This is a genomic window from Nostoc sp. NMS4, assembly GCF_017115095.1.
Lineage (GTDB): Bacteria > Cyanobacteriota > Cyanobacteriia > Cyanobacteriales > Nostocaceae > Nostoc.
The window spans coordinates 1-15,724 of sequence record NZ_JABXKI010000295.1 but is presented as its reverse complement, the minus strand read 5'-3'; the positions used below and the strand labels follow the sequence as shown (position 1 = coordinate 15,724).

18 protein-coding genes are annotated in these 15,724 nt (G+C 42.2%); 10 read left to right on the top strand and 8 right to left on the bottom strand.

Features of this window, described 5'->3' with window-relative positions; translation table 11 throughout:
• Positions 1-295 precede the first annotated feature (295 nt).
• Positions 296-1,528, top strand: a complete 1,233-nt coding sequence (locus tag HWQ37_RS27865; RefSeq protein ID WP_292753664.1) for a cysteine desulfurase-like protein — start codon at positions 296-298, stop codon at positions 1,526-1,528.
• On the opposite strand, the gene HWQ37_RS27860 is transcribed toward HWQ37_RS27865, so the two are convergent.
• Positions 1,525-2,787 carry a molybdopterin molybdotransferase MoeA gene (locus HWQ37_RS27860; RefSeq protein ID WP_292753663.1) on the bottom strand — a complete coding sequence of 421 codons (1,263 nt, stop codon included), beginning with the start codon at positions 2,785-2,787 and terminating at the stop codon, positions 1,525-1,527. The two genes, HWQ37_RS27865 and HWQ37_RS27860, sit on opposite strands and share 4 nt — an antisense overlap.
• Positions 2,788-2,809: 22 nt before the next feature.
• The gene (locus HWQ37_RS27855; RefSeq protein WP_292753662.1) at positions 2,810-3,436 is read right to left on the bottom strand and encodes a hypothetical protein; all 627 of its coding nucleotides are present in this window, start codon (positions 3,434-3,436) and stop codon (positions 2,810-2,812) included.
• Between the two features lie 112 nt (positions 3,437-3,548).
• Between HWQ37_RS27855 and HWQ37_RS27850 the strand changes: the two genes are divergently transcribed.
• From HWQ37_RS27850 to HWQ37_RS27820, 7 genes are all read left to right on the top strand, one after another.
• Positions 3,549-4,106, top strand: coding sequence for an RDD family protein (locus HWQ37_RS27850; protein ID WP_292753661.1), 558 nt, complete (start codon positions 3,549-3,551; stop codon positions 4,104-4,106).
• 43 nt (positions 4,107-4,149) lie between these two features.
• The gene (gene rpmG, locus HWQ37_RS27845; RefSeq protein ID WP_069069844.1) at positions 4,150-4,344 is read left to right on the top strand and encodes a 50S ribosomal protein L33; all 195 of its coding nucleotides are present in this window, start codon (positions 4,150-4,152) and stop codon (positions 4,342-4,344) included.
• 2 nt (positions 4,345-4,346) lie between these two features.
• Positions 4,347-4,562, top strand: a complete 216-nt coding sequence (gene rpsR, locus HWQ37_RS27840; RefSeq protein WP_012411240.1) for a 30S ribosomal protein S18 — start codon at positions 4,347-4,349, stop codon at positions 4,560-4,562.
• Positions 4,563-4,689: 127 nt separating this feature from the next.
• Positions 4,690-6,750, top strand: coding sequence for a ribonuclease catalytic domain-containing protein (locus tag HWQ37_RS27835; RefSeq protein WP_292753660.1), 2,061 nt, complete (start codon positions 4,690-4,692; stop codon positions 6,748-6,750).
• Positions 6,751-6,874: 124 nt separating this feature from the next.
• On the top strand, positions 6,875-7,159 hold the full coding sequence (locus HWQ37_RS27830) for a type II toxin-antitoxin system ParD family antitoxin (protein WP_292753659.1): 285 nt from the start codon (positions 6,875-6,877) through the stop codon (positions 7,157-7,159).
• The gene (locus HWQ37_RS27825; RefSeq protein ID WP_292753658.1) at positions 7,159-7,464 is read left to right on the top strand and encodes a type II toxin-antitoxin system RelE/ParE family toxin; all 306 of its coding nucleotides are present in this window, start codon (positions 7,159-7,161) and stop codon (positions 7,462-7,464) included. The genes HWQ37_RS27830 and HWQ37_RS27825 overlap by 1 nt, the downstream gene beginning before the upstream one ends.
• A 17-nt stretch (positions 7,465-7,481) precedes the next feature.
• The gene (locus HWQ37_RS27820; protein WP_292753657.1) at positions 7,482-8,348 is read left to right on the top strand and encodes a beta/alpha barrel domain-containing protein; all 867 of its coding nucleotides are present in this window, start codon (positions 7,482-7,484) and stop codon (positions 8,346-8,348) included.
• A gap of 48 nt (positions 8,349-8,396) precedes the next feature.
• Here the strand turns inward: HWQ37_RS27820 and HWQ37_RS27815 are convergent, their stop codons facing one another.
• The 4 genes from HWQ37_RS27815 to hemE form a co-directional block, all read right to left on the bottom strand.
• Entirely contained in the window at positions 8,397-9,995 is a 1,599-nt protein-coding gene (locus HWQ37_RS27815; RefSeq protein ID WP_292753656.1) for a B12-binding domain-containing radical SAM protein, read from the bottom strand.
• Between the two features lie 273 nt (positions 9,996-10,268).
• Positions 10,269-10,784: a hypothetical protein gene (locus HWQ37_RS27810; RefSeq protein ID WP_292753655.1), complete on the bottom strand. Its 516-nt coding sequence runs from the start codon at positions 10,782-10,784 to the stop codon at positions 10,269-10,271.
• A gap of 85 nt (positions 10,785-10,869) precedes the next feature.
• Positions 10,870-11,820, bottom strand: a complete 951-nt coding sequence (locus HWQ37_RS27805) for an NAD-dependent epimerase/dehydratase family protein (protein ID WP_292753654.1) — start codon at positions 11,818-11,820, stop codon at positions 10,870-10,872.
• Between the two features lie 182 nt (positions 11,821-12,002).
• Entirely contained in the window at positions 12,003-13,064 is a 1,062-nt protein-coding gene (gene hemE, locus HWQ37_RS27800; protein ID WP_292753653.1) for a uroporphyrinogen decarboxylase, read from the bottom strand.
• Positions 13,065-13,417: 353 nt separating this feature from the next.
• Here hemE and HWQ37_RS34920 point away from each other — a divergent pair, with 353 nt between their 5' ends.
• Both HWQ37_RS34920 and HWQ37_RS34915 read left to right on the top strand, forming a co-directional pair.
• Entirely contained in the window at positions 13,418-13,726 is a 309-nt protein-coding gene (locus HWQ37_RS34920; protein ID WP_465249723.1) for a hypothetical protein, read from the top strand.
• Entirely contained in the window at positions 13,705-13,905 is a 201-nt protein-coding gene (locus HWQ37_RS34915; protein WP_465249722.1) for a DUF4351 domain-containing protein, read from the top strand. The genes HWQ37_RS34920 and HWQ37_RS34915 overlap by 22 nt, the downstream gene beginning before the upstream one ends.
• A gap of 148 nt (positions 13,906-14,053) precedes the next feature.
• On the opposite strand, the gene HWQ37_RS27790 is transcribed toward HWQ37_RS34915, so the two are convergent.
• Both HWQ37_RS27790 and HWQ37_RS27785 read right to left on the bottom strand, forming a co-directional pair.
• The gene (locus tag HWQ37_RS27790; RefSeq protein WP_292753652.1) at positions 14,054-14,392 is read right to left on the bottom strand and encodes a hypothetical protein; all 339 of its coding nucleotides are present in this window, start codon (positions 14,390-14,392) and stop codon (positions 14,054-14,056) included.
• A 142-nt stretch (positions 14,393-14,534) separates the two neighbouring features.
• Positions 14,535-15,724 (bottom strand): 4Fe-4S binding protein (locus HWQ37_RS27785; protein WP_292753651.1); only part of this gene is annotated, 1,190 nt, incomplete at its 5' end.

Below are 15,724 nucleotides of genomic sequence, written 5' to 3'. Positions count from 1 at the left end.
CTTCCCCTTAGCAAAAGTTGCCATTACGTTGGGTGGGTTGACTTGTTAGAGGATGTTTGAAAAGTCTAATTTATTACTAGCCCTGGCGACTAGAAGTCGCGGCGACACGAGACTTTACCTGCCTATCGCGCTTGCGCTGCGCTTGGCGCACCACGCAGGTTCAAAATCCTTAATTTTCCCTTAGTCCACGGAGGTGGACTTGGTTTGTGTAGTAGCGAATTCTATTCGCCCAATACTTTTCAAACTTGTTAGAAGGTAAGCTAGGGTAAAGAAAATTCTCTAGAAAACTTATATTATGCTCCTGAATCTTGATAAAGTTCGCCAATATTTTCCATCTCTAGCTGGTGAATGGACTTTTTTCGATAACGCCGGTGGATCACAAACCCTGAAAAAAGTAGTAGATAAAATTAGCGAATTTCTCCTAAGTTCTGATGTCCAGTTGGGAGCTTCTTATGCGATTTCTCAACTTGCAGGAGAAAGATTGGCTCTAGCGACTAAGGGAATGGCTACTTTTATTAATGCCAATTCTTCTAAAGAAGTGGTTATGGGTCCATCTACAACAATGATGTTAAAAGTTCTCTCAATTTGTCTGGGACAAACCTTTACATCTGGCGATGAGGTTATTGTTACTAATTGTGACCATGAGGCTAATATTGGTGCTTGGGTAGCTCTTGAAAAACAAGGAATAAAGATTAAAGTGTGGGAAGTTCGCCCAGATACTTTAGAACTTCATTTAGCAGATTTAGAACCATTGATGAGTCAGCGTACAAAACTGGTAGCTTTAACTCATGCTTCTAATGTTCTGGGAACCATCAACCCGATCAAAGAAATTGCTGCATTTGTACACGATCGCAACGCTATGATTTGTGTAGATGGTGTAGCTTATGCACCTCACAGATTAGTTGATGTCCAAGATTTAGATGTTGATTTTTATGCTTTGAGTTGTTATAAAGTCTATGGGCCGCATCATGCCTTACTTTATGGTAAAGAAGAACATTTATTAAGATTGCCTGGTCTTAACCATTATTTTATTGACCAAACAGACATACCTTATAAATTTCAGTTAGGGAATGTCAATTTTGAATTAAGTTATGGAATGTTAGGTTTATGTGATTATTTAAGTGAATTAGCACAACTGCACTACGGAAATGAAACAGCACCTGATTTAAGAAATCAAATGGTGCAAGCGTTTGATTTAATTAGTATACATGAAGAAAAAATTAGCGATCGCCTCCTAAATTACCTTAACAATAAGCCGAATGTGCGAGTGATTGGTCAATCAAAAGCTGACCGTCAATTCCGTGTACCAACTATCTCTTTTGTGGTAGATGGAATAAATAGCTCAACTATTCCGGCAAAAATTGACCAACATTATATAGGGATTCGCTATGGTGATTTTTATGCTAAACGGCTGATTGAATACCTGGGGTTAGCGTCCCAAGGGGGAATAGTTCGGGTGAGTATGGTGCATTACAACACCCTTGAGGAAGTTAACAGTTTGATTGAGGCTTTTGAGCAGACATTTTAACTAATAAGCGGCAAAACTTGCACTTCTTCTTGCGGAGAAATTAATGTTTCACCCACTGGGAGAACAGCTAGGGCATTGGTTTGAGCTAAATTAATTAAATTGCCGGAACTGTGACTACCACCAGCTTTGTGAAATTCGTAAACACCATCAATTAAATGTAATTTACCCCAAAGGTAAGTTTCGCGCTTGCCGTTCGATCGCAATTCATCATGCGATCGCACTTTCAAAAATGCTGGTTCCCAACCTTCAGTAATTCCCGAAAGTTTCTTGATTGCTGGTAGCACAAACCGCCAATATGTCACCAATACAGCCGCCGGGTTTCCTGGTAAACCAAAATAGAGGGGGGAGTTTGTAGAGACGCGATTAATCAAGTCTGTAGTGGCGAATGTGGCGACAGTCAGGGGTTTTCCTGGACTAATTTCCACAGCCCGAATGTGGATTTTTGCTTTTAGTGACTCTAGAATTTTATCAACATAGTCATAATCTCCCACTGAGACACCACCAGACGAGAGAACTATATCAGCGATCGCAATAGCGCGGGCAATGACTTTTTCTAAAGCAACTGGATCGTCTTTCACAATGCCTAAAATTAACGGTTCTGCGCCACTTTGTCTCACCAAAGCTGCCAGCGCATACTGATTAGAATCGACAATTTTCCCTGGTTGCAACGGCTGATCGATTGTCAGCAACTCATCACCAGTGGAAAAAATTGCTACACGCGGACGGCGGTAAACACCTAATTGCGGACACTGTGCTGCTGCTAATACGGCAATTTCTGAGGCGTTTAACTTAATTCCTGCTGGTAGTAGTTGTGTTCCAGCTTGATAAAAAGATGCTTTGTGTCTGACAAATTCTTGCGGTTTTGGTGCATCCAGAATAAATACGCGGTTTTCCTCGCGGCGTGTCTTCTCTTGCATAACTACAGTATCCGCACCTGCTGGAATCACCGCACCTGTAAAAATCCTTGCTGCTTGTCCTGGTTGAATCGTAGACTTGGGCTGATACCCAGCCGGAATCTCTTCAACAATTTCTAAAATAGCTGGCTGTTCGGCGTTGGAGTGCTGTACATCTTCGTAACGAACTGCGTAGCCATCCATTGCCGAATTATCCCAATGGGGAAAATCTAGGGGACTGGTTACAGGTGTTGCCAAAATGCGACTATCTGCTGTCAATAAATCTACAATTTCTGTATCTAGTTGACAATCCAACGGTTGTACTAAATTTAAAATAATTGCTTCTGCATCGCTGACTGATAACATAGCGATCGCCTCCGACTTTTTTTTATTCTTGGGTAGCTTTGTCTAGATTTCTCTGAGTGGTAAATCCCAAACTACACACTGCTAATAAACCGATCATTATGCTTCCTTCGGGAACTTTGGATATCTGAACCGAATTATTGCTTAAATCTAGTATTTGCTTTGTGGTTGCTATATTTCTGTTGTACAAACCAAATTCTTTAGCTACAACTTCATCACTCGCATCTTCATCTATGAGCGCGAGATTATTATTTAGCCATGTGTCACCAGCAAGATCGTTATCCTTGCCAACATCAAAGGGGCCAAAGATTTGCTCTTTAGTGCGATCAAAGTTGAATCTCAAATAGCTGTAGTTAGATACACCACTAAGCACTGGAGTGAAACTATTTATGAGATGATTCAAGGGATCAAAGAAAGAAATTGAGAGGGACTGCAAGTTTTTCGTAGCTCCCAAACCAGTTTCAGAAATGACGCTGGGAGCAGTTGTTGGATCGTAGTTAAATGAACCTTGAGCTAAATAACCCGTGTCTCCTTTCCAGTTAAATTTGAACTCAGCAGCATGAGCTAGGTTGTTAGTAGTGATGGCGATCGCTAACGCTAAAGTAGTAGTCGTCACCAGACTAATAGCTGTTTTAGTAAACAGATGTGTCATAGATACAACTTCCAAATTAATTAAAATGACCAGCAACAAGCCAAGTCATCATCTTAATATAAAAAACAGGAGCGATCGTTATTTCCCAACCCCTAAATAAAAATACCTGTGTATGACAATCGAACGAGTTCCCCAAAAACACTATCCCAAGGCTGAGATTGAGCGGCGAGGTATGGCATTAGGACTTGATTTCCTTGGTGTCTGGTTAGTTAGTTCCCTACTGGGAGGCAGCGATATCGGTGTTCAATTTGTTGAAATCTTGGTTTTTGTAATACTTTGGCTGGTTTTGCGGGTGCTGGTGGTATACAACAATAAAGGGCAAAGTTTAGGGCGTTGGGCGTTCGATTTAAAGGTGTTGTCAGTGGAAAATGGGGAAGTAGTGGGCAGAGTTCCAGATTTGCTCTCACTGATGAAGCGAGAGGCAATTATCGGCTTGGGTGCTTTATTAGTGTCAATTGCCCTGAGCAATATTAGAGCCAATCCCACTGCTATACTGCTAGTAATTCCCCTAGCAATTGATTGTGGGACTGCTTTCTCTGATACCCAGATGCGGCAAGCTTTACACGATCGCTATTGTGGAACTTTCATCGTTTCGTCGCGTCGTGGCTACTCGCTTGATATAAAAATTAAAAGATTAGTTGATAATATGCGGCGGAATGTGAGAAGATAGTCATTTGTGTTAATTCTCTTCAGGCTTCACTGTTTGTAAGATTATGGCTAAGAGTAAAGGTGCCCGCATTATCATCACATTAGAGTGTACTGAGTGCCGGACAAATCCAGATAAGCGTTCTGCTGGTGTTAACCGTTATACCAGTACTAAGAATCGCCGCAACACCACTAACAGGCTAGAACTGAAAAAGTTCTGCACCCACTGCAATAAACATACCGTTCACAAGGAAATTAAGTAAAGATGAGTTATTTCCGTCGTCGCCTTTCTCCGATCAAGCCAGGAGAACCAATCGATTATAAAGATGTTGATTTATTGCGTAAGTTTGTCACCGAGCGGGGAAAGATACTGCCACGTCGGATTACTGGGTTAACATCTCAGCAACAGCGAGAATTGACATTAGCAATTAAGCGATCGCGGATTGTGGCTTTGTTGCCATTTATCAATGCGGAAGGCTAAAAAGAGTGATGAGTTATGAGAGACGCGATTAATCACGTCTGTACAGGAGTTAAGAATCAAAACTCCTAACTCCTAACTCCTAACTTAAAACTATTTAAACTGTTCACCAAATTAAAGTGCGAGAGTTGTGGAGAAGGGGACGCTAGTTGAATTTAGGGTTCAAGGCGATCGCCGTCTGGGGATCGTAGAACGTCCAGACGGTAAAACTCGCTGGTTTGTGGTAGACGAACGTGGTCAATCCCACAGCCTCGCGCCGAGACAAATAACTTATACAGTTACCGGACAGACTTACAAGCCCTCTGAGATTGCCAGCTTTTTGGAGCAGATCGAGCCTTATTTAGACCCATCTAGCTTAGAAGTGGCTTGGGAATTATTGGTTGAAGATGGGGAAACAGTTACGCCAGACCAAATGGCAAATCTGCTATTTTCGGAATCAGCCGCACCTCCTTGTTATGCCGCCTATTGTTTGTTATCAGACGACAAACTTTATTTCAAGCAGAAAGGAGACGCTTACGAGCCGAGAACTGCTGCTCAAGTGGCAGAACGCAAGCACCAACTGGAAGTAGAGGCACTAAAAGCTAAAGGACAGCAGGAATTTTTAACTCGTGTAGAGCAAGCGCTCAAAGGTGAAGCAGTAGAGTGGGAGCGCCACGATCGCCAGCGCTTAGAAGGACTAGAAAAATACGCAGCGCTAATCGCTGATACCGTGCGGACGGGGGTTAATTATGACTCCTTAGCTCGCGCTTATCCGCCCAGCGCTCCAGTATTAGAAACTATGACCATGCTGGGACGACCCACAACACCCCAAGGGGCTTTTCAACTATTGGTAGATTTGGGTTGCTGGAGTCCTTATGAAAACTTGTTCCTGCGTCGTTCTTCAATTCCGATTCAATTTCCTCATAAGGTATTAGAAGTGGCGCAACAGCGTTTGGATTTCCCGCCGATTGACTCAGATGCAAGCCGTCTCGATCTGACTCACCTGAAGGTTTACACCATTGATGATGAAACTACCACAGAGATCGATGATGGTCTAAGTTGGGAAGTACTACCCGATGGACAAGAACGCCTCTGGGTGCATATCGCCGATCCCACCAGATGGTTAGTACCCGAAGATGAATTAGATTTGGAAGCCAGAAAGCGCGGTAGTACAGTCTATTTACCTACGGGGATGATTCCCATGTTCCCAGAGGTATTAGCAACTGGGCCAATGAGTCTGATCCAGGGAAGGGTTTCTTGCGCCCTCAGTTTCGGGATTGTTTTAGGTACAACTGGGGGAGTAGAAGATTACAGCATTCATACCAGCTTCATTAAGCCGACTTATCGCCTCACCTACGAAGATGTAGATGAAATGCTGCAATTGCGGGTACAGGCAGAACCGGAAATTGCCGCGATCGCAATTTGGGCGCAAAGGCGCAAAGCTTGGCGTTACGCTCAAGGGGCAATTAGCATCACCATGCCCGAAGCGACGATCAAAGTCAAAGGTGAGGAGATCCACATTGATATTTTGGACGATTCCCCATCGCGGCAACTGGTAGCAGAAATGATGATTGTTGCCGGTGAAGTTGCGGCTCGTTATGGTAAAACTCATAACATACCTTTGCCATTTCGCGGTCAACCGCAACCAGAATTACCTCCAGATGAGGAATTGCTGCTACTTCCCGCCGGGTTCGTTCGCGCTTGCGCCATGCGTCGTTGTATGCCCAAGAGTGAAATGAGCATTACGCCTTTGCGTCATGCTGGTTTGGGGTTGGATACTTACACTCAAGCAACTTCTCCCATCCGTCGCTATAGTGACTTACTCACTCACTTTCAGATTAAAGCCCATTTGCGGGGTGAAGTTCTGCCATTTTCCGCAGATCAACTTAAAGAAGTGATGATGAATGTCACCAGCATCACCCAAGAGGTGACAATGGTGGAACGCCAAACTAATAGATATTATGCTCTAGAGTATTTACGCCGTCATCCAGAGGAAATTTGGGATGTGACAGTGTTGATGTGGCTGCGAGAAGACAGCAACTTGGCCTTAATTTTATTAGAAGATTTGGGCTTGCAGTTGCCAATGACTTTCAAACGTTCTGTAAATTTGGGCGAACAGATAGTAGTGAAAGTTAGCCACGCCGATCCCCAAAAAGATATGATCCAGTTTCAAGAAATAATTTATCAAGAAGCTCAAACGGCAGCGAATTAACTTATTTGTCATTTGTCATTTGTAATACTTGCTACAGGCTAGTATTATCTAATTACGAATTATTTTAGCCTTGCTCCAACTCCTTTCGGTTAGGATATAAAGTAAATGGAATGAGGTAATAATCGTGAATATATCTTTGACCCCAGAACTGGAGCAGTTGGTTAAGGATAAAGTTAGTAGTGGTCGATATCACTCAGTAAGTGAGGTGATGGGTGAAGCATTGAGATTGCTAGATGAACGCGATCGCCTTCAAGAAAAACGTTTAGCAGAATTGAAAGCTAAAATCCAAGAAGGTATTGAAGAACTCGAACGTGGTGAAGGAATTGATGGTGAAGAGGTATTTGCAGAAATAGAGGAAGACATTCGACGCGCCCAAGCCCAAATGCAACAAGCTGAGGCTGCTAAATAATGAGTAGGTGTATTTTAGCGCCTTCAGCTAGACTAGATTTGAAAGAAATTAGCAGTTATATTGCCCGCTATAACCCTGATGCAGCTCAAAGAATCAACGAAAAAATTAAACAGCAGTGTAAACTGTTGGCTGATTTTCCTAATATGGGGCAAAGTTGCGATAATTTTGAAGGTGGTTTACGAAGTTTCCCAGTAGAAGATTACTTGATCTTTTATCGTCCCATTGATGGCGGTGTGGAAATTGTACGTATTGTCAGTGGTTATCGGGATTTAGAGACAGTTTTCTTAAGTGAGGATATTCCTTAAGATTGTATTTGATGTAAGTGCGATCGCTATCTCTAGCCAATATGTCAGGAAATAATCATAAAGTAATTATTTTTGATACCACCATGCGTGATGGAGAATTAACGCCTGGTGTAAAGATGAATTTACAACAAAAAATTACTATCTCCCAATTGCTTGAAGAAATGGGAGTGGATATTATTGAAGTTGGTTATCCCGCAAGTTCTCAAAAAGATTTTGATCAAGTCTTTAATATTTCTAAAATAATTAAAAATTCTACTATTTGTGGGCTAGCTAGTTCTAATTCAGATGAAATAATCACTCTTGCCGAAGCAATTAAACCAGCAATTAGAGGTAGAATTCACACTTACACTCCGGTAAATCTGAAAAATCAGACTCAATTAAGCAAAGAAGAAGTATTAGCAACAATCAAAGAGAGTGTTTCTCTGGCACGCAATTACTGTAATGATGTAGAATGGAGCGCTTTTGATGCTTCCAGAAGTGAGCCAGATTTTTTGTGTAAATCTATTGAAACTGCAATCAAGAGTGGTGCTACGACTGTTAGTATTCCTGATAGCTTGGGTTTGGCATCGCCAGAAGAGTTTTCGCAACTTCTCCAAATGATTTTTAATCGAGTACCCAATATTAACGAAGTTGTTGTTTCAGTACACTGTCATGATGATTTGGGTATGGCGGTAGATAATTCACTCATTGCTTTAAGCTGTGGCGTGAGGCAAATTGAATGTGCAATTAATGGTTTGGGTGCGAGGAAAGGTAACGCAGATTTCAGTCAAGTTGTGATTGAGGTTTTAAAACAGGGGAATTATCAACTTGAGATTAACACTTCGCTAATGAGTAAAGCGGCAGAGTTAATTTTTCAAATAACTGGAATTGGAAAGGCAAATTAATTGAGAACGGGTAATAAGTAATTTATTTACTATTACCCATTACCAACCTTAACTAACTACCGCTTCCGCTTTTTCCTCAGCTTTTTCTTTCACTAAAACATAAGGCGTTTCTGCGCCTTGTGCCAAATATTCAGCTAGCTGACTTTCAATTTGATCGCGGACAATTTGCCGATATTCTAGAAAATGCTCGTTGTGGGCGCAAGCAGAGATGTAATGCTCAATAACTCCAGGGTTACGCTTGAGAATACTGAACAAATGGTGCCAGAATTTCCAACGGGTTTCGCGTTTAATTCCTTGTCGCCAAATTACAATCAGCAAGGCTTTCACAACTATCCACTCTGGCATTTTCGCTGGCGCTTTCCAACTTGGTAAACCCATCATCAAGAAACAGCGATAGGTACGATCCAAGTAATTTACTGGGTCGTATAAAGTACAAAACGCTTCAATATATTCTCGTGCAAGTTCTTCTAGGGGACGGGTGGGCAGGAAGTTCATCAATGTTGTTTGGTTGATGTTCCCATCTTGATTTTCCCGTAATCGTCCTTCTTTCTTCAGGCGATGCCAAAGCGCAGTATTAGGTAACGCTTGTAACATAGCAAAGGTAGTCGAGGGAATTGCTGCTTGTTCAGCAAAGCGGACAATGCGATCGCCAGCACCTGCTTTTTCGCCATCAAAGCCAATAATAAACCCAGCCATTGGGCGCAATCCGGCTTTGATGATGGTTTCTACTGCCTCAGTTAAAGAACTGCGAGTATTTTGAAACTTCTTGGTCATTTGCAAACTATCCTCATCCGGCGTTTCGATTCCCAAAAACACCGCCGAGAAACCAGACTCAACCATCAACTCCAACATTTCTGAGTCTTGTGCCAAGTCAATTGAAGCTTCAGTGTCAAATCGGAAGGGATACTTATGTTCTGCCATCCAGACTTTTAACTCTTTCAGCAACAATTTCACATTTCGCTTGTTGCCAATAAAGTTGTCATCCACCATGAACACACCCCGCCGCCAACCCAGTTCATAGAGATAATCTAACTCTGCTAACAGTTGGGCTGGGGCTTTGGTGCGTGGTTTGCGTCCGTAAAGAACAATAATGTCGCAAAATTCGCACTGGAAGGGACACCCACGCGAAAATTGCACTGACATCATATCATAAGCATCCAATTCCAATAAATCAAAGCGGGGTATTGGCGTGCTTGTGACATCAGGCTTTTCTGTGGCGCGGAAAGTCCCAGATGTTTCACCGCGTTGAATTGCCTCAATAAACATGGGTAGGGTGATTTCCCCTTCATCCAGAATCAGAAAATCTGCACCAACATTTTCAACTTCGTGAGGTACAGAGGTAGGGTAGGGGCCGCCAACTGCGACTAACTTGCCACGTTTTTTGGCTTCCTGGATTTGATCAAGCAAATCTTGTTTCTGGACAATCATCGCAGAGAGGATTACTACATCTGCCCATGCCCACTCTTCCTCTGTTGCTGCCCGAATGTTGCGATCGACCAGCTTGAATTCCCATTCTTGAGGCAGAATCGCGGCTACTGTTACTAAACCCAGAGGTGGTAATAAAACCTTGCGATCGACTAACTCCAAGATTTTTTCATAAGACCAAAAGGTTTTGGGAAATATCGGATACACTAACAGGATTCGCATGTAGTATCAATCCTCACACTTTGATTGTTATCCCACTCTAACGAAAATTAAGAGCTATTGACTTTTTATTAAAGTTGTTTTATTCTACCACTGATATTTTTACCTGAATGGGGTAACTATATCAGTTATCGTTTGGATACAAGAGACGTGAGGGGCACAGTATTGATTTGCCCTTATGAGTGGTCTGTATTAAAGCCTCATTTCTAGCCTCTGGCTAGAAATACTCATCATTGCGGTATAGACGCAAGTCAAAAAAATTAGTACCAATCTAATTTATATATCACTCAACATACTACCTCGCTCGTTAAGGATTTTAAGTATGTCAAAACCATCTGAAATCCAAAATTTCTCGCTAGATGGAAATACGTCTTCGTTGTAGGTATTAGCAAAGTCTACGAACTCTCCAATCCACCCATCTGGAACATACCTCTCTATCCTAGTACCTTCAAAGTAAAATGCACCAACCCGATTTTTATCAAAATCAACAAATACTGTGGGAAATAGATCGGAAACATCCCACCATGATTTTGCATTTTTATAATGGGTCAGCAATTCGGTGTGCAAATTATTCTTAGATATCTCGAATATCGAAACTGCTGATAGAAATTTTTCCGCAGTCTCTTGGTTAACTACAGTAATTCCAAATCTTTCAGAACCGTCTAGTTCTGGAACCTCATAGCCAGCATTTACAAATTCATGCCGCCACTTGTTCCAGTCAAGTATCCAGATATCTATATCAGACTGAAACCAACGAATGTTGCCTCTAAATCGCACAACACTAACGATCATCACATTACCTAATAAGTTACTAGTAAGTTAATGCTCATTATTTTTTTGCCTGATCAAACCAAGAAGGCGTAAACTCCCTTACTGGCTAACGTTCAACGCCACTAATTTTTAAAACATCACTCATAGTTGCACAATAATTTGGCAAGCCGAAACTATCGGGATTAATGAATTTTTCATAAGTAAAATGCCGATAGTTCATGCAAAACCGATCCCAAGCGGCCATGCGAATGCGGAACAGAACAATAATCAAATTAGCCAATGGTATGGATATAGGAATGCGAAAGTAAATCTTTTTGCCCAGATAAGCACAAACTTGTCTCACTGCTTGATTAGCAGTTAATGGTGCTTGACCTAAAACCAGCTGATGTGGTTGATCCTTTTCGGGAGGACGATCGATTAAATATTGCACGACAGTGGCAATATCTCGTGCGTGGATAAAGTGAAAACTGCCATCTGCTTCTAAAAAGCGAATTATATTAATATATTTTGTCACTTCTGTAATACCAGATGTGACAGCAGAATAAGGTTTATTCGCATCACCGCCCAATACTACAGTGGGAAAAACTGTGGTAATTTTAGGTGCGATCGCTAATTTTTCTTTTTTCTCTAAGCACTCATATTTAGAACGGATGTAATCTGTCCCAATTTCCCCGGCTTCTTTCAATGGTTGATTGTAGCGATCCAAAACGCTAGCTGTGGAAAAATAAATCACCTGCTGGCAACGTTCTGGATCTAGCAGTTCCAGCAGTTCTATAGTCTTGACGACATTAATATCAAATGTCTCATCACCACCCCAAGCTGTGGCTGTGAGTACCGCCGTATCAATTGTGGATAGCAAATCGGCAAATTGGCGAATATTTTGCATATCACCTTGTAAAACGTTGATGCCTGAACGTGCCTTGGTATCAACTTGCAGTTTGTTTGGGTTCCTAACTAGTAGATACAGTTCGTAATCTGTTTCCTTAATTAAGGCTTCTGTTAAATAATGACCTATACAACCACTTGCACCAGTCACTAAAATCCGTTTCTGGCTCATAGAGAATTTATCAAACATTAGGAGTTAAGAGTTAGGAGTTAAGAATCAAGTTAAAAGTTCCAAATCAGAAGCTAAAAATAAAGTTAGGAGTTAGAAGTGAGGAGTTAAAAATAACTCTGCACCTCGCAACCGATAAATTTATAGCTTATAACTCCTAACTCATAACTCATAACTCCTCACTCTCAACTCTTAACTCCTGCAAGATTAAGTTCCTTTGCGGTTTCAAAGAAGAAAGCGACATTTTCTTCAGGAGTTTCTGGTAAGACACCATGACCGAGATTGAGAATGTGACCCCAATTACCAGCTTTGCGAACGGTATCGAGAATGCGATCGCGGATAAACTGTTTAGAGCCGAATAGCACGCCTGGGTCAAGATTTCCTTGAACTTTCATTTGTTTACCTAATCTGGCTCGTGCATCTGCCATATCCACAGCCCAATCTACACTGACAATATCAGCGCCAGATTGTCCCATTCTTTCCAACACACCCGCACTACCACTAACTAGCAGAATTAAAGGTGTATCGGGGTGGGTTTGCTTGACTTGCTGGAAAACCCTCTGCTGATAAGGCAGAGCAAAGGTATCATAATCTTGAGGACTCAATTGACCCGCCCAAGAATCGAACATTTGGACAACTTGAGCGCCAGAGTCAATTTGATAGCGGGCATAGATGGCGATCGCATCTGCTAACTTAGCTAATAGTTGATGCAATATCGTCGGGTCTGAAAATGCCATGTTTTTGATGATGGAATAGGTTTTAGAACCTTTTCCCTCAACTGCATAAGCTGCTAAAGTCCACGGCGCACCCACAAAGCCCAACACCGTTGATTTATCGCCGACTTCCGAACGCAGCGCTTGCAAAATTGTCTTAATAAATGGTAGAGCTGCTTCTGGTTCTAAGGGATGCAGAAGATCAATTTGTTCTTGGGTGCGGAGGGGTGAATGAATAATTGGCCCTTTACCTTCGGCGATATCCATGTCAATACCCAAACCAGGTAAGGGGGTGACAATATCAGAAAACAAAATTACTCCGTCTGGTTGGAAGGCTCTCCAGGGTTGCAAGGAAACTTCAATTGCTACATCTGGAATTTCCGAGCGATCGCGAAACGAAGGATACTTATCTCTTAAGTCTCGATATGCTTTCATATATCGTCCCGCTTGTCGCATCATCCATACAGGGGGACGATCTACTACTTCACCGCGAGCAGCCCGTAAGAGATGAGGAGTCGTTGAATAAACACCCATTTATTACTTCATCCTATTTATGCCACTGTTTAGCTTATCATTCTGAGATTACGCTTTTCCAGCAGGTTGTGAGGAAAAGGTGAAAGCAGGGGCATAAAGTAATATTATTTTATAATATTTGGATTATTGGGTATGAGCGATCGTTTGGCTTGACTACAGTAATTAATGCCAGCAAGCGCTCTAAGTTATTTTTTTTTGGCTTATCCTATGAAATCATAGCTTTGAGTCATACGTAGAAATACACATCTCACTGATACATCAAGGGAAAGGGAGCATCTAACCTTTGGAAATATACCAGGCGATTAGAAATCGCGGCTACACAAACCAAGTCCGCCTACGCGGACTCAAAGAATTTGAAACCCACGCAGGTGGGTTTTGTCTGTGTTCTCAAAACCGAATTGAGTATTGAACCAATTCGCGCTGATTATGTCACATTTTTACAACTACAAGGACGCATTCTCCATCTGGAATTTCAAACCAAACTAGAATCTACGCCACCACTACCCTTGCGGATGCTAGATTATTGGGTACGCTTGTATCGTTTGTATCGTCTACCAATAACGCAAGTTGTCGTATTATTGCTTCCCCCTGCACCAGAAACAGTAATTGAAACTGTCTTCTGTGTGGAAACGAAGGGCAATTGCTCATTCTACGTCAATTGACTCGACGGGTGGGAGAGTTACCCCAAGAGGTGCTAGTTCGTATTGAAACTCTCTCCTTAGAACAATTAGAAAATCTCGGTGAAGCATTGTTGGATTTTCAGGCGATGCCTACGGCGGTAAACTACGCGGATTTAGAAACCTGGTTTAGTACATTAGACTTAGGAGTGAAAATAACGTAGGTACAATTTATGAATTATGCCTACAAGGATTTCGGGGAACGCATAATTAATTTCACTCCTATGTCTATTTGGGCCAATGTCTGATGGCGCTAGGGGAAAAAATAGTTTCAGAAGAACGAAAGCGAGTTGAGCTAATCAAATCGCCGCATTAAAGCTCAATTAACTTGAATCCCCAAGGTTTGAGAGCCGCTAAAGCTATTTCTTCATTTACACCCTCATAAGCTTCCCATTCCAACGGATGCTCTTTAGGATGTCCGTCGCCGACATTACCTGCAACTTTAATTATTGGACAGTTGGCAATGCGATCGCGCTCCAACCCTTTGGGAATTGCTAGCTCGATTTTATGCCCGATAAACTTCGCTGTACTATCATTAGCTACAGACTCACGGATTAAACAAATATCACCAGCAGTCCCCCAAGTAGTTTGGTAAATGTGGAGGAAAGATATATAGGTTGCTGGTTTGATGGATCTTTTTAGAACGTGCATTATCTGTAATCCTTACACTATGAGTCAAAAATCATAAATCATATAAGTATTTTCTATCACGTTCGTAGGGAAGAATGTTCTTAAATCACATTTTCCACCTAGCCCAGGCGATTATAAACCGCCTGGGTGGAAGATGTGAAGCTCAAAAGACGATAATCATCCACATACTAACTGCCAAAGCGATCGCTGCTAGGTGTTGCCAAAGCAGCGATAGTTTCGCTAAACCCTTTGGTGTACCCACTGATTGCTTGGCAATTTTTTGTGTTAATAACATCGTCATCAACACTGAGAAAATTATTGTTGTACCTTGCAAAAAGGCAATCACAGCCGGGTGAGCAACTAATATTGGCAATTGTTCGCCACTCAAACCAAGAGTAGCAAAGGTTATGGGTAAAATCCGTCCGCCTTCGCCTAAGCCCAAACGTAGATAGTGAGCTAAGTTGCCCCCCAACACTAATGGTAGGTAGCCATAAGCGAGTTTTACAAACGATCGAGGGCTATGGTTAAAGTTAAACACTTGAATCAAGCCATAGGCCGCGAAGGTAAAAGCTGCTGGAATAATTAACACTAGCAGCGATAATCCCAAGTGCTGCCAAAAGTCAGTTAAATCAAGTTGCAGCCCTAACCAAGATTGCAACTCTGGTAAACGATGGAGATATATACCACCCAACAGCAAAAACAATAATGCTACTTCATAGCTGCGGGGTACATGAGTTGTCCACAGTTCAATCGCAGGGGGACGCAAGTTAAATTCAACGGAACGATGGGGACAGGCTTTGAGGCAAGTCATACACAGTACGCAATCTCGGTTATCTTCTAACTGGGCTGGGTGTGAGTATAAAGGACATCCATTAGTGTCTAGCCCTTCGCCTTTTTGCGGCCCACCTTTATAACACTGATAAGTGGTGCAACTGGCAGAACATATCCCTTGTTGTGCGCGGAGTTCCGTCATTGAGAGTTTGGCAAATAAACCATTCATTCCGCCGATAGGACAGAGATAACGACACCAAAACCGCCGCTCAAAAAGAGCCGAGAAAATCATCGCCCCAGCAGTTATTAACAGTAGCAAACAAGCGCTCAGGTAGGCGGTATTTTCTAAATGCCAGAGTTCTTCCCATAAGAAAATTAGGGTAAATAAACCAAACATAAACCATCCGCCCCATTTCTCACCCTGTTCTCTCGGCCAGCGTTTGAGTTTTCGGGGCCACAGCCAGAGAGAGAGCTTTTGGGTAATTTCTCCGTAAATCATGAAGGGACAAACAGAACACCAGACACGACCCAAAAAGGGAAAGAGAAATAAGAAGAAAGGCCACCACCAAGCCCAAAATAGAT

What these genes read in the sequence shown, in the direction of transcription:
- HWQ37_RS27865 (WP_292753664.1), top strand. Translation starts at nt 296, where the DNA reads ATGCTCCTGAATCTTGATAAAGTTCGCCAATATTTTCCATCTCTAGCT.
- HWQ37_RS27860 (WP_292753663.1), bottom strand. Translation starts at nt 2,787, where the DNA reads ATGTTATCAGTCAGCGATGCAGAAGCAATTATTTTAAATTTAGTACAA.
- HWQ37_RS27855 (WP_292753662.1), bottom strand. Translation starts at nt 3,436, where the DNA reads ATGACACATCTGTTTACTAAAACAGCTATTAGTCTGGTGACGACTACT.
- HWQ37_RS27850 (WP_292753661.1), top strand. Translation starts at nt 3,549, where the DNA reads ATGACAATCGAACGAGTTCCCCAAAAACACTATCCCAAGGCTGAGATT.
- rpmG (WP_069069844.1), top strand. Translation starts at nt 4,150, where the DNA reads ATGGCTAAGAGTAAAGGTGCCCGCATTATCATCACATTAGAGTGTACT.
- rpsR (WP_012411240.1), top strand. Translation starts at nt 4,347, where the DNA reads ATGAGTTATTTCCGTCGTCGCCTTTCTCCGATCAAGCCAGGAGAACCA.
- HWQ37_RS27825 (WP_292753658.1), top strand. Translation starts at nt 7,159, where the DNA reads ATGAGTAGGTGTATTTTAGCGCCTTCAGCTAGACTAGATTTGAAAGAA.
- HWQ37_RS27815 (WP_292753656.1), bottom strand. Translation starts at nt 9,995, where the DNA reads ATGCGAATCCTGTTAGTGTATCCGATATTTCCCAAAACCTTTTGGTCT.
- HWQ37_RS27810 (WP_292753655.1), bottom strand. Translation starts at nt 10,784, where the DNA reads ATGATCGTTAGTGTTGTGCGATTTAGAGGCAACATTCGTTGGTTTCAG.
- HWQ37_RS27805 (WP_292753654.1), bottom strand. Translation starts at nt 11,820, where the DNA reads ATGAGCCAGAAACGGATTTTAGTGACTGGTGCAAGTGGTTGTATAGGT.
- hemE (WP_292753653.1), bottom strand. Translation starts at nt 13,064, where the DNA reads ATGGGTGTTTATTCAACGACTCCTCATCTCTTACGGGCTGCTCGCGGT.
- HWQ37_RS27790 (WP_292753652.1), bottom strand. Translation starts at nt 14,392, where the DNA reads ATGCACGTTCTAAAAAGATCCATCAAACCAGCAACCTATATATCTTTC.